13 protein-coding genes are annotated in these 11,951 nt (G+C 73.4%); 6 read left to right on the top strand and 7 right to left on the bottom strand.

Going from position 1 to position 11,951, the window contains the following annotated elements; translation table 11 throughout:
• Positions 1 to 275: 275 nt before the first annotated feature.
• A complete protein-coding gene (locus tag AC0AIB_RS26955; protein ID WP_328342627.1) occupies positions 276 to 530 on the bottom strand; it encodes a glutaredoxin family protein in 255 nt (84 codons plus the stop codon).
• 720 nt (positions 531 to 1,250) lie between these two features.
• Between AC0AIB_RS26955 and AC0AIB_RS26950 the strand changes: the two genes are divergently transcribed.
• The 3 genes from AC0AIB_RS26950 (at position 1,251) to AC0AIB_RS26940 (ending at position 4,473) form a co-directional block, all read left to right on the top strand.
• Complete coding sequence (locus AC0AIB_RS26950) at positions 1,251 to 2,312, top strand: ECF subfamily RNA polymerase sigma factor, BldN family (RefSeq protein ID WP_328342625.1); 1,062 nt, start codon at positions 1,251 to 1,253, stop codon at positions 2,310 to 2,312.
• Between the two features lie 229 nt (positions 2,313 to 2,541).
• Positions 2,542 to 3,405 carry a DUF5667 domain-containing protein gene (locus AC0AIB_RS26945; RefSeq protein ID WP_328342623.1) on the top strand — a complete coding sequence of 288 codons (864 nt, stop codon included), beginning with the start codon at positions 2,542 to 2,544 and terminating at the stop codon, positions 3,403 to 3,405.
• A gap of 123 nt (positions 3,406 to 3,528) precedes the next feature.
• Positions 3,529 to 4,473, top strand: coding sequence for an HAD family hydrolase (locus AC0AIB_RS26940; protein WP_465097724.1), 945 nt, complete (start codon positions 3,529 to 3,531; stop codon positions 4,471 to 4,473).
• Between the two features lie 79 nt (positions 4,474 to 4,552).
• On the opposite strand, the gene AC0AIB_RS26935 is transcribed toward AC0AIB_RS26940, so the two are convergent.
• The 6 genes from AC0AIB_RS26935 to AC0AIB_RS26910 all read right to left on the bottom strand — a co-directional run bounded on the left by AC0AIB_RS26935 (position 4,553) and on the right by AC0AIB_RS26910 (position 9,803).
• Positions 4,553 to 5,410, bottom strand: a complete 858-nt coding sequence (locus AC0AIB_RS26935; RefSeq protein WP_442930862.1) for a lysophospholipid acyltransferase family protein — start codon at positions 5,408 to 5,410, stop codon at positions 4,553 to 4,555.
• A gap of 158 nt (positions 5,411 to 5,568) precedes the next feature.
• Positions 5,569 to 6,642, bottom strand: a complete 1,074-nt coding sequence (locus tag AC0AIB_RS26930) for an NAD-dependent epimerase/dehydratase family protein (protein ID WP_328342620.1) — start codon at positions 6,640 to 6,642, stop codon at positions 5,569 to 5,571.
• A 121-nt stretch (positions 6,643 to 6,763) separates the two neighbouring features.
• The gene (locus tag AC0AIB_RS26925) at positions 6,764 to 6,865 is read right to left on the bottom strand and encodes a 30S ribosomal protein bS22 (protein ID WP_007465623.1); all 102 of its coding nucleotides are present in this window, start codon (positions 6,863 to 6,865) and stop codon (positions 6,764 to 6,766) included.
• Positions 6,866 to 7,071: 206 nt separating this feature from the next.
• Positions 7,072 to 7,284, bottom strand: coding sequence for a helix-turn-helix domain-containing protein (locus AC0AIB_RS26920; RefSeq protein ID WP_088646105.1), 213 nt, complete (start codon positions 7,282 to 7,284; stop codon positions 7,072 to 7,074).
• Between the two features lie 185 nt (positions 7,285 to 7,469).
• Positions 7,470 to 8,780: a hypothetical protein gene (locus AC0AIB_RS26915; RefSeq protein WP_465097723.1), complete on the bottom strand. Its 1,311-nt coding sequence runs from the start codon at positions 8,778 to 8,780 to the stop codon at positions 7,470 to 7,472.
• A gap of 102 nt (positions 8,781 to 8,882) precedes the next feature.
• Positions 8,883 to 9,803 carry a proline dehydrogenase family protein gene (locus tag AC0AIB_RS26910; RefSeq protein ID WP_328342614.1) on the bottom strand — a complete coding sequence of 307 codons (921 nt, stop codon included), beginning with the start codon at positions 9,801 to 9,803 and terminating at the stop codon, positions 8,883 to 8,885.
• 125 nt (positions 9,804 to 9,928) lie between these two features.
• On the opposite strand from AC0AIB_RS26910, the gene AC0AIB_RS26905 reads away from it, so the two are divergent.
• The 3 genes from AC0AIB_RS26905 to AC0AIB_RS26895 are packed head-to-tail and all read left to right on the top strand — an operon-like array spanning position 9,929 to position 11,938.
• Complete coding sequence (locus AC0AIB_RS26905) at positions 9,929 to 10,210, top strand: hypothetical protein (RefSeq protein ID WP_328342612.1); 282 nt, start codon at positions 9,929 to 9,931, stop codon at positions 10,208 to 10,210.
• Between the two features lie 2 nt (positions 10,211 to 10,212).
• A complete protein-coding gene (locus AC0AIB_RS26900) occupies positions 10,213 to 11,379 on the top strand; it encodes a glutathionylspermidine synthase family protein (RefSeq protein WP_465097722.1) in 1,167 nt (388 codons plus the stop codon).
• A gap of 19 nt (positions 11,380 to 11,398) precedes the next feature.
• Complete coding sequence (locus tag AC0AIB_RS26895; protein ID WP_328342608.1) at positions 11,399 to 11,938, top strand: CGNR zinc finger domain-containing protein; 540 nt, start codon at positions 11,399 to 11,401, stop codon at positions 11,936 to 11,938.
• Positions 11,939 to 11,951: the final 13 nt, after the last annotated feature.

The raw sequence follows: 11,951 nt of genomic DNA, 5'->3' as shown, positions 1-11,951 counted from the left end.
ATCCTCGGCCGACTCCGGTGCCCGGCCCGTTGGGGACCCCCGCCGGTGGCCGGGAGAACCGGCCGTGCTAGCAGGGCGCGTCAGAACTACAGAGTAGGCGCTTGTGAAGACGTGCACAAATCGCGATCTTGCTGACTCGTGGCACCCCTCCACCGGTTCCTCCGTCCCACAAGATCGATCCGGCACCACAGCGGGCCGCCGCGCGATTATTGCTCAATCCCGACTTCACTCACCAATCGCGCGCAGCCGCTGACCCACCGTGATCCGCGCCACCCCTAGAGCTGAGGGGTGGTCAGGTCGCGTAGCAGCCGTTCCTCCTCCACCCGCCAGTAGCCGTGCTCCTTGCCGTCGAGCAGCACCACCGGCAGCCGGTCGCCGTATTCGCGCTCCAGCTCGACGTCGCCGGTGACGTCCTTCTCCACCCAGCGGTCACCGGTGACCGCGACCACCCGTTCCAGGGCGGCCTTCGCGTCCTCGCACAGGTGGCAACCGGGCCGGGTGATCAGGGCGAGCCGGGCATCGGTGGACATCGAAACCTCCGGGTACGGGCGACCGGGCTCGGCCGCGGTCGGGGGACATGCGGTGGACGGACCGCCGCGCACCCGGGAGCCGGATGCCCGGCGCCACGCCACGCCCGCCCAGTCTCGCCCGTCCACGGGTGCGGCACACCCCGGACGGCCCAGCCGGTCGCGACGGAGGTGCCGCGCGGTGGCTGAGTCTGACACGCCGCCGGCCACCCGGCCAGGCCCACACACCGCGCGGTCACACAGCGTCAACCGGAAGCACCTATCGGGCTGCCCGGTCGACGTCCGGACCACCATCAGACGGGTCGGGAAGGGCCGGTGGCCGGACCGTCGGTGCGCTCCGCAGACGGCCGGACGCCCCTAGCCTGACCTGGGCTTTCCAGCCGTAAGCAAGGCTTGACGTGAAAGTCAACCGACGGCGACGGACAACCGGTCCGCCAGGTGTGCGCGGGTCGCGCAAATACTTTGGCCCTGTGTAACGGACTTGCCACACGCGGGTGACGTTGGCCCTATCATCACTCGGGTCGGCTCACCCCATTTGCCGTGAGTCGACACCCCTCAGCCCGAGGAGGCCCCCGTGCCTGTGCGCGCATTGGACCAGCACCTCAAGGGGATCTGCCGCGCGCCGGCACACCCCCACACGGCCCTGCCCGTCAAGGGCAGACCCGGCGCGGCGACCCACCGCCGCCAGCCGGGCCCGGTCGTGTCGCGCCGCGGGGAGGCCCGGTGACCGCCTTCGGTTATGCGGACCGCCCCACCGGCCTGACCGGGCCGTCACCCCGGGCGTCGGTCAACGAACGGGCCGACCCGGCCCGCCCCGAAGCCGCGTCCCGCCGGGTCCACCAGCGTCCGCACCCCAACGAGGCGGCACCCCGGTCCGCCGCGCCCGGCGGCAACGCCACTCCGGCCGGCCGGGTGACCTCGCCCGCCCGGCCGCCCACCATGCCGACGCAGAGCAGACGGGTCGGCGACCCCCCCACCGCGACCGACCCGGCCAGCGGGGAGACGGCGGTGATCCCGGCCGCGCCGGCCGACGACACCGCGCTCATCCCGGCCGTCCCGGCGGACGACACCGCGCTCATCCCGGCCGTCCCGGCCGACGACACCGCGCTCATCCCGGCCGTCCCGGCCGAGGGTCCGTCGGCTGCCGGCCCGCCCGCCGACGGCCCGCCACCCACCGGCACCTCGCCCACCGGCTTCCCGAGCCGGCCCGACCCGTCCGACCCGGCCACCGAGGTCTGGATGCTTGTGGAACGGGCGCAGGCCGGCGAGGCGGCGGCGTTCGGACTGATCTACGACCGGTACGTCGACACGGTCTTCCGGTTCGTCTACTTCCGGGTCGGCAACCGCCAGTTGGCGGAGGACCTCACCTCCGACACCTTCCTGCGCGCCCTCAAGCGGATCGGCAGCTTCACCTGGCAGGGCCGCGACCTGGGCGCCTGGCTGGTGACCATTGCCCGCAACCTGGTCGCCGACCACTTCAAGTCCGGCCGCTACCGGCTGGAGGTGACCACCGGCGACGTGCTCGACGCGGACCGGGAGGACCGGGGACCGGAAGGCAGCCCCGAGGCGGCCGTGGTCGAGCACATCACCAACGTCGCGCTGCTCACCGCCGTCACCCGGCTCAACCCGGAACAGCAGGAGTGCATCGTGCTCCGCTTCCTCCAGGGCCTCTCGGTGGCCGAGACGGCCCGGGCGATGGGCAAGAACGAGGGTGCGATCAAGGCGTTGCAGTACCGGGCGGTCCGGGCGCTGGCCCGGCTACTGCCGGACGGCTTCCAGCCCTGACCTGGGACAACGATCACTCTTCGTGATTTCGCTGTCGGCCGCCCCGTAACCGGGGCCCGGCGCGGAGCGTTTCTCCGGGTGCGGCCGGTGGTTGTCCCGGCGCCCCGGACCCGTCCCGGTCCGGAGCAGCGCCGTCGACCACGACCCTGGTACGACGGTGCACGGCGCCGCCGGTCGCTGGGAACCACCGCGGCCGACCGGCCGTCACCAGCGAGAGGGGGTGCCTGCGGTGGACAGCGACCTCTTCTCCCGTCGTCGGGCCGTACGCTTCGCCCAGCTTCTCGACGAAGCCAACGGCGGCCGACGCCACCATGTACGGTCCCGCGCCGACGACCAGCTCACCGCGCTCGTCGCGGTCGGGCAGCGACTCGTCGCCGAGCGACCCGACGTCCAGGTCGACGCCGGGTTCCGCACCGGCCTACGCGCCATGCTGATCGCCGCGGCCGAACGGGAGGGCGCCGCCGAGCCGGGTGCCGACGTCGCGCCGCAGGCCACCGGCCGGGGTTCGCTGCTGGGCGGGGCCACGGCGCGGCGGGCCCGCGCCCGGGGCGCCATCCTGGTCGGCATCGCGGCCGGAGCGGTCGCCGTCTCCGGCATCTCCGCCGCCAGCGAGAACGCGGTGCCGGGCGATGCCCTGTACGGCATGAAACGCTCCACCGAACGGGCCCAGCTCGCCCTGGCCAGCTCGGACATCAGCCGGGGGCAGCTCTTCCTCGACTTCGCCCGGACCCGGCTCGACGAGGCGGCCACCCTCCGCGACGACGCGACCGGGTTCAGCGCGGTGCTCGACGACATGGACGCCGACACCCGGCAGGGCGTACGACTGCTCACCGCCGGTGCCGCGCAGCACGCCGATCCGGCGGCGCTGGACGCGGTGAACACCTTCGTCGCCGGGCAACGCCGAGCGGTGGGTGGCCTGCTCGACGGGGCCGGCTCCGCCGAGCGGGAGCGCACCCGGCAGTCGCTCGCCCTGCTCGACGCCATCCGCAAGCGCTCCGACACGTTGCGCGCCGCGATCGCCTGCGGGCTGCCCGTCCCGGTGGTCAGCGACGCCCTCGGCCCCACCCCGGCCAGCTGCCCGGTCGACCGCTGACCGGCGGCCGAGCCGCACACCACAGTTCCCGCTTCGACGGGTCGACCCGGGCCAGCCCCGGACTAGGCTCGACAACGTCAGAGAGTCGACTCGACGACGTCAGGGCCGGCCCGACCGCACCAGATGGGCGGCTCGACCACGCCGAGGGCGGCTCGACACGTCAGGGTCGGCGCGACCGCGCGGGAGGGAGGTGCCATGGCCGGCAGTCGCCGGGTCACGGTCAGCACCGACCTCCACGGGCACACCGCCGGCTGGGCCGAAGCGACGGCGTCACCCGTACCCGCACGGACGGATACCCGTGCCGCCGCCTTCTTCGACGTCGACAACACGATGATGCAGGGCGCGTCGATCTACTGGTTCGCCCGTGGGCTCGCCGCCCGCAGGTACCTCACCACCGCAGACGTGGCCCGGTTCGCCTGGCAGCAGGCCCGGTTCCGGTTGCTGGCCACCGAGCACGCCGGTGACATGTCGCAGGCCAAGCAGGCCGCCCTCGCGTTCGTCGAGGGTTGGCGGGTCGACGACGTCGAACGCCTCGCCGAAGAGATCTTCGACGAGTTAATGGCGCCGCGGATCTGGGCCGGCACCCGACGGCTCGCCCAGCGTCACCTGGACGCCGGCCAGCGGGTCTGGTTGGTGAGCGCCGCGCCGGTGGAGATCGGCCGGGTGATCGCCGCCCGGCTCGGCCTTACCGGCGCGGTCGGCACGGTCGCCGAGATCGTCGACGGGGCCTACACCGGCCGGCTGGTGGGTGACCTGATGCACGGGCCGGCCAAGGCCGAGGCGGTCACCCAGCTCGCCACGGTGGAAGGCCTGGACCTGACCCGCTGCACCGCCTACAGCGACTCCCGCAACGACCTGCCGATGCTCGACGCGGTGGGGCGGGCGGTGGCGGTCAACCCGGACGGCGCGCTGCTACGCGCGGCCAGGGAACGGGGCTGGGAGGTTCGTGACTTCCGCACCGCCCGGCGGGCCGCCAGGATCGCCGTACCGTCGACGGCGGCGGTCGGGCTGCTGGCCGGCGCGGTCTCCGCCGGCCGGGCGCTGCACCGACGTCGCCGCCCGGCCTGACCCCGGACCACCGCACCGCCCGGATCGCCGCACCGCCCGGATCGCCGCACCGCCCGGACCACCGGCGGCGTGCCCCGGGTCAGGGGCCGAACGGATCGGGGCGGCGTTCCAGCAGCTGGTGCAGGGTCTGCTGGATGGTCTCGCGGACCTGGTCGGCGAGGTTGAACACGACGAGCGGGTCGTCCGCCGAGTCGGTCAGGTGGGCGGTCGGGATGGGCGGGCAGAACTCGATCAACCACTTGCTCGGCAGCGGCACCATGCCCAGCGGCCCCAGCCATGGGAACGTCGGCGTGACCGGGAAGTAGGGCAGCTTGAGCAGTCGGGCCAGCGGCTTGATGTCGGCAAGCATCGGATAGATCTCCTCGCCGCCGACGATGGCGACCGGGACGATCGGGGTGCCGGTGCGCAGCGCCGCCGAGACGAAGCCGCCCCGCCCGAAGCGTTGCAGCTTGTAGCGGTCGGAGTAGAGCTTGCCGATGCCCTTGAAGCCCTCCGGGAAGACGCCCACCAGTTCGCCGTTGCCGAGCAGCCGCTCGGCGTCCGGGTTGCAGGCGACCGTACCGCCGGTCTTGCGGGCCAACTCGGAGACCACAGGCATCCGGAAGACCAGGTCCGCGCCGAGCAACCGCAGGTAGCGGCGGGCGGGATGCTGGTCGTGCAGGGCGGCGGAGAGGATCAACGCGTCCAGGGCCACCGTGCCGGAGTGGTTGCCGACGACCAGGCCGGCCCCGTCGGCGGGTACGTGTTCCAGGCCGGTGACCTCGGTGCGGAACCAGTCGCGGTAGAGCAACCGCAGCAGCGGGTGGAAGACCGCCCCGGTCAGCTCCGGGTCGAAGCCGAACTCGTCCACCTCGTACTGGCCGGAGAGGCGTCGGCGGAGGAACGCCAGGCCGCCGGCGACCCGACGGTCCCACTGGTCACCGGGCCGGTCCGCCACCGAGGGGCCGCCGTCGGCCGGGGCGGGCAGGGCCGGAGCGGGGAGGGCCGCGGCGGGGAGAGTCGGGTCGGTGGCCGCACCGTCGGGGGCCGCACCGTTGCGGGCGGGTGGGGCGGTCACGGATGGCGTGGTGAGTCGGCGGTGGCCGTTCTGCTCGGTCACGTGCGTTCCCGGACGGCGGAACGGACCTGCCGGATGCTCTCCAGCACCACCTGCTCGGCGGCGGCGAGCTGGTCCCGGCTGACCACGACACCACCGTGGTGGGCGCGGATGAAGTCGTCGAACGCGACGGCGGTGGAGCGCGGGGTGAAGCCGTACTCCCGGGTCAGTCGGCCGGTGTCGACGACCCGGCCGTGCACGATCAGGTCGACCTGGTCGAGGCCGTAGCGGCCGAAACCGAGGTTACGGGCGACCGCGGCGGCCCCGGACAACCCCGGCTCCCACACCGGCACGGCCACCCGGCCGGCCCGGCGGATCGCCTGCGACAACGAGAGCACCCCCGGCCCGGCGACGTTGTACGTCCCCGGGTGGTCCTCGGCGATGGACCGGTGCAGCACTTCGAGGGCGTCGTCGAAGTGCACGAACTGCAGCCGGGGATCGCGGCCGAAGACGGTGGGCACCACCGGCCGGGAGAAGTAGCGGGTGAGCGTGGTGTCGGCGGTGGAGCCGATGAACGGGGCGAAGCGCAGCACCGTCGCGGTGACGTCGGGCCGACGGCGACGGAAGCCGCGAACGTACCCCTCGATGTCGAGGATGTCGCGGCCGAAACCGCCGCGCGGCACCTCGCGGGGCTCGGTCTCCTCGGTGAAGACCGCCGGGTCGCGGAAGGACGCGCCGTAGGCGGCGGTCGACGACCGGACCACGAGCTTGCGCAACCGGGGCGCCCGCTGGCAGGCGGCGAGCAGCTGCATGGTGCCTATGACGTTCTGTTCCTTCATCGCCGACCGACCGCCGTGCTGCGGGTCCGGGGCGGTGGCCAGGGCCAGGTGGACCACGGCGTCGACGTCGAGGTCGGCCAGCAGCCCGCCGAGCGAGTCGAGGTCGAGGCGGATCCGTTCGACCCGGTCGAGCAGGTCGGTGAACTCGGGGCCGGGGGTGGCCGGGTCGATGCCGATCACCCGTTCGATGCGGGGGTCGGCGGCGAGCCGGGCGGCGACGTGCGCACCCAGGTAGCGGCCGACCCCGGTGACGACGACGACCCCCGGAGCACCTGAGGTGCCACCGGGGGTCATCGCGCACGCCCTGACCGGCAGGAGGGACCGAGCCGGGATGTCCGCGGCCTGATCACCTGAGCCTCCGAGGGTCGACAGTTGGCAAGTGACACCGAGCGCCGGGTGGTGGCCCGGCGTCGGGTCACTTGCCGAGACGGCGACGCTGGACGCGGGTCTTGCGCAGCAGCTTGCGGTGCTTCTTCTTAGCCATGCGCTTGCGGCGCTTCTTGACCACCGAGCCCATACGACAGCCTTTCAATGCAACGTTCGGGGCGGACCCTCGGCGTCGAGATGGTGACGCCGGTGGCCGCTTGCGGACAACGGACCTGGACCAGCGTGGTGGCGGCGGGGCGCACCGGCGTACGGTCAGGATCGGCTCCAGGGTAGCCGGAGCGCGTCGGCCGGACCAACGCGCCCCCGTCGATGCCCGTTACGTCACACTCGGCGAGGTCAGGCGGTCTCCTGGAACGCCCCTCGCAGATAGTCGTGCACCGCGTGCTCGGGCACCCGGAACGACCGGCCCACCCGGACGGCGGTGAGTTCACCGCTGTGCACCAGGCGATAGACCGTCATCTTGGACACCCGCATCACCGAGGCGACCTCGGCGACCGTGAGGAACCTGACGTCCGACAGCCGACCGTCGGAGGACTGCGACCCGGCCATGGCTCACCCGACCCATCCCATGCCCGGCGCGCGCCACCCGACGGAGCTCCCGTACGGGCCGGCAACGCGCGTGTTACCAGTACGGTAGCGGGACGGCTGTGACCTGCGCGATCCCTTCCCGCAACTGATCCTGGGACGGACCTCGTTCACCCGGTCGTGACCAGGCGTTTCCACCTCGACGCGGGTCACGTCCGGGTGCGGACGTAGTCGACGCACTCGTCGTGCAGCGGCTGCCACGGCTCGCCGAACACCTGCACGGACGCCTCCTCGACGGTACGGCCCCCGGGCAGCACCGCCCGGAAGAAGTCCAGCATCCGCTGCTCGCCGTACCTGTCCACGAGGTGCCGGACGGCCAGGTAGCCGATGCCGTAGGCGGCCCCCGCCCGGTCGGCCGGGGCGTCGTCGGCCGGGGCGAGACCGGCCAGCCGGCCGTCCCAGCCCCCGGTGACGAACCGGTGCACCTCGTCCAGCCCCTCGTAGCGGTCGACCGGGGTGTGGTCGGCGGCGGCGTACTCGGCCAGCCCTTCCACCAGCCACCAGGTCCGCCCACCGGAGTAGCCACCCCCGGGCAGCGAGGCGGCGTGGGTCAGCTCGTGCCGGAGCAGCTCGCCGGGGCCACCTGTGGTGAGCACGGCGGCGTTGAGCACCACCTCGTGCCGCCCGTCGCCGACGGTGACCGCGTACCCGGCGGTCCACCGGGGACGGCCACCGCCGTACCAGCGCGTCCACTCGGCCCGGCCGGCGTAGAAGACCCGGTACCGGTCCGGCGGTGGGCCGGCCACCGCGTACCGGTCGGCGACCTGCGCCGACGCCTCGGCCGCGGTGAGCAGCTCGGGCAGCCGCCCACGGTACGCCGGGGTGGTGGCCACCACGGTCCGTGGGCCGACGGCGGTGACCAGTTCGCTGACCTCCCAGGGGCGCGGGCCGGTCCGCCCGGCCCGGGACTCCTCGACGGCGGCCAGGACCAGGGTGTCGCCGGACTCGCGCCACCGGGTCTGCACCCGCACCGGGTCGGGTCGGCAGTCCGGCACGACGAGGCAGTACCGGAAGGTGACCGGCTGCCGCCACCGGCCGGGCTGACCGCCGACGGCGACCGGCGGCCCCTCCGACTCGGCCCGCCACACCGTCACCCGCAGCGCCCGCAGTGCGGAATAGCGGCGGGCCAGGTCGGACCGGACGGACCGGTCGGCGATCGCCAGGAAACCGGTGCGGTCGCCGCGCAGCAGAGCGGCGGCCTGCCGGTCGAGCTGGCCGGCGAGCTGCCGACCGACGAGCGCGGCCCGACCCGCCGGGTCAGCCTGGCCGGCCGGGGTTACCGGGTCCGACGGGGCGGCCCGGCCGGCGGCCGGGTGGGCCGCCGCCGGGCGGTCGGTGTCCCGATCGGCCGCGCCGGCCAGTAGCGCCACCGGCAGACCGCAGGCGAGCAGGACCAGGACCACCGCCGGTGCCGTCCACCACGGCCACCGTGGGCGACGGCGCGGGGCGTCCTCGGTCACCGGCGAAGGGTACGACGAATCGGACGAGTCAGCCAGAGTCACCCGCGCGGCGCCCCCGGCTCGTCTCGCCGGCTCACCTCTGCGGGCTGGACGCCCGCCGGCTCACTTCTTCGAGGCCAGCGCCCGGCCGAAGAAGACCAGGTTGGCGGGACGCTCGGCGAGGCGGCGCATCAGGTAGCCGTACCAGTCCTGCCCGTACGGCAGGTAGGTGCGCACCGTGTAGCCCTCGCCGGCCAGTCGGGCCTGCTCCTCGGGGCGGATGCCGTACAGCATCTGGAACTCGAACTCGTCGGGCCCCCGGTCGAACCAGCGGGCCCGGTCCTCGCCGATGGCGATCAGGCGCGGGTCGTGGGTGGCCAGCATCGGGTAGCCGCTCCCGGACATCAGCACGTTGAGGCAGCGCACGTACGACTTGTCCACCTCGCGGGCCGACTGGTACGCCACCGACTCCGGCTCGGCGTACGCGCCCTTGCACAGCCGTACCCGCGACCCGACGCCGGCCAGTTCCCGGCAGTCCGACTCGGTGCGCCGCAGGTACGCCTGGAGCACCGCACCTGTCGACGGGTGGTCCTTGCGCAGCTTGACCAGCGCGTCCAGGGTCGAGTCGGTGGTGGTGTGGTCCTCCATGTCCAGGGTGACGGTGGTGCCCGCCTGCGCGGCCGCCACACAGATCGCCCGCGCGTTGTCGTACGCCAACTGCTCGTCGAAGCGCTGGCCGAGGGCGGACAGCTTCACGCTCACCTCGGCGGCCGGGGTCAGCCCGGCGGCGGCGAGCGCCCGCAGCAGGGTGAGGTACTCGTCCCGGGTAGCGGTGGCCTGGTCGGGAGTGACGGTGTCCTCGCCGAGGTGGTCGAGGGTGACAGTGAGGCCGTCGGCGACGAGGGCGCGGGTCGCGCGCAACGCGTCGTCGGTGCCGGTGCCGGCGACGAACCGCCGGACGACGTCCCGGGTCAGCGGGGCCGTCGCGACGAGCCGCTCGACCTGGGATGACCGGGAGGCGGCGAGGATGACGGAACGGAGCATGAGCCGAGCGTATCGCCCGACGGTACGGCCGCGCCCGGCGGCGGCCGGACCGCACCGGGGCAGGTCCCAACCGCATCACAGGCTCCGGTCGGGGGGCGCGGGGATGGCATGGATCGGTTACAACCATGAACGTGGAACGACACCCCCGCCGCCGGCTGCGGTCGGCCTCCGTGCAGCTCGGTGCGCTCACCGCGCTCGCGCTCGCCCTCTCCGGCTGCAACCTGACCTCCGACGACGACGATGACGACTGCGCCCTCGGGCCGGTAGGCGGCGGGGACACCGTGGCACTCGCCATGCAGGTGCCGACCGTCGGCATCGATCCCCGGGCCGCGGCACCCGACCCGGTGGCCGGCGCGCTACCGGACCGCGGCGGCTTCGGCACCCATCTCGCCTCCTGCGGCGGCTGACGGTGCGCCGCGAGCGGGTCGCCCCCCGCCCGGACTTCGCCTCGGTGATCCGCAGCCAGGGCCTGGTGTACGCCGACACCGAACTGCCCGACGGCGAGCTGATGTCGTACTGGGACGAGTCCGCCGCGTACGCCTTCGACCTCGACGAGGTGCTGCGGCTGGAGGAGGCGACCGAGGAGCTGCACCGGATGTCGGTGGCCGCCGCCGAACACGTGGTGGCCCGCGACCGGTACGCCGAGTTCGGCATCCCGGCCTGGGCGGCGCAGGCGGTGGCCCGGTCGCTGCACGAACGCCCACCCACCCTGTACGGCCGGTTCGACCTCGCCTACGACGGCTCGTGGCCGCCGAAGCTGCTGGAGTACAACGCCGACACCCCGACCGCCCTGGTCGAGGCGAGCATCGTCCAGTGGTACTGGCTGGAGGACACCCGCCCCGACGCCGACCAGTGGAACAGCCTGCACGAGCGGCTGGTGGGGGCGTGGGCCAAGATCGGCGCCGGGTTGCACGACCGGCGGGTGCACGTGTGCTGGTCCAACGAGGAGGAGTCCGGCGAGGACCAGATCACCGCCGGCTACCTGGCCGAGACGGCCCGGCAGGCCGGGCTGGACGTGACCCTGCTGCCGATCCAGCACGTCGGTTGGGACGGCAGGCGTTTCGTCGACGCCGCCGACCGACAGGTCACCACCTGCTTCAAGCTCTACCCGTGGGAGTGGATGCTGGCCGAGCCGTACGGCCGTCCGGCGCTGGACCCGGGCACCCCGACCACCTGGATCGAGCCGGCCTGGAAGCTGCTGCTGTCGAACAAGGCGCTGCTGGCCGTGCTCTGGGAGCTGTTCCCGGGGCACGATTACCTGCTGCCGGCCTACCTGGACTCGCCGCGCGGGATGCCGGAGTACGTGGCGAAGCCGCTGCTCGGCCGGGAGGGTGCCTCGGTACGCATCGTCACCGGCGACACCGAGATCAGCAGTCCGGGGATCTACGGCGACGAGGGCTTCTGCTATCAGGAGTTCCGGGCGTTGCCGCAGTTCGACGGCTACCGGATGGTGCTGGGCAGCTGGATCGTCGACGGCGAGTCGGCCGGGGTCGGCATCCGGGAGAGCGAAAGTCTGATCACCGACGGTTATGCGCGCTTCCTGCCGCACTACATCGACGCACCGCGTGTTCCATGAGTCGTCTACCGTTGGTCGGGTGAACTTCGACGCGTACGCCCGGACCGGGGTCGACCTCGTCAACTCCCGGCTGGACGACCTCGACGACCTGCGGGCGCTCATCCCCGACGACAACGCGTGGATGCGCGACGAGGTCGCCGACCGGGACCTGGCGATCTTCCGGCGGGCGCGCAAGCGGCTGCGGGACGTCTTCGAGTACGGCACCTCGGGGCGCGACGCGCAGGCGGTGGCCGAGTTGAACGCCCTGCTGGAGGCGTTCCCGGTGCAACCGCGCATCTCCGGTCACGACTCCAGCGACTGGCACATGCACGTGACCAGCCGGGGTGCCTCGGTCGCGGCGGAATACCTGGCCGGCGCGGCGTGGGGCCTGTCGGTCTGGCTCTGCGAGTACGGCAGCGCCCGGTTCGGGGTCTGCGCCGACGAGCGCTGCGGCAACGTCTACCTGGACACCTCGTCCAACTGCTGCCGCCGGTTCTGCTCGGAACGCTGCGCCACCCGCTCCCACGTCGCCGCCCACCGCGCCCGCAAACGCGCCGCCACCCCCATCCCAGTCCCCTAACCCCCACCCCACC

It is taken from the genome of Micromonospora sp. DSM 43699 (assembly GCF_055517075.1).
The sequence above is the reverse complement of the archived record's forward strand: the minus strand, read 5'-3'. Positions and strand labels throughout refer to the sequence as shown.

What these genes read in the sequence shown, in the direction of transcription:
- AC0AIB_RS26930 (WP_328342620.1), bottom strand. Translation starts at nt 6,642, where the DNA reads ATGACCCCCGGTGGCACCTCAGGTGCTCCGGGGGTCGTCGTCGTCACC.
- AC0AIB_RS26955 (WP_328342627.1), bottom strand. Translation starts at nt 530, where the DNA reads ATGTCCACCGATGCCCGGCTCGCCCTGATCACCCGGCCCGGTTGCCAC.
- AC0AIB_RS26920 (WP_088646105.1), bottom strand. Translation starts at nt 7,284, where the DNA reads ATGGCCGGGTCGCAGTCCTCCGACGGTCGGCTGTCGGACGTCAGGTTC.
- AC0AIB_RS26940 (WP_465097724.1), top strand. Translation starts at nt 3,529, where the DNA reads ATGGGCGGCTCGACCACGCCGAGGGCGGCTCGACACGTCAGGGTCGGC.
- AC0AIB_RS26910 (WP_328342614.1), bottom strand. Translation starts at nt 9,803, where the DNA reads ATGCTCCGTTCCGTCATCCTCGCCGCCTCCCGGTCATCCCAGGTCGAG.
- AC0AIB_RS26925 (WP_007465623.1), bottom strand. Translation starts at nt 6,865, where the DNA reads ATGGGCTCGGTGGTCAAGAAGCGCCGCAAGCGCATGGCTAAGAAGAAG.
- AC0AIB_RS26905 (WP_328342612.1), top strand. Translation starts at nt 9,929, where the DNA reads ATGAACGTGGAACGACACCCCCGCCGCCGGCTGCGGTCGGCCTCCGTG.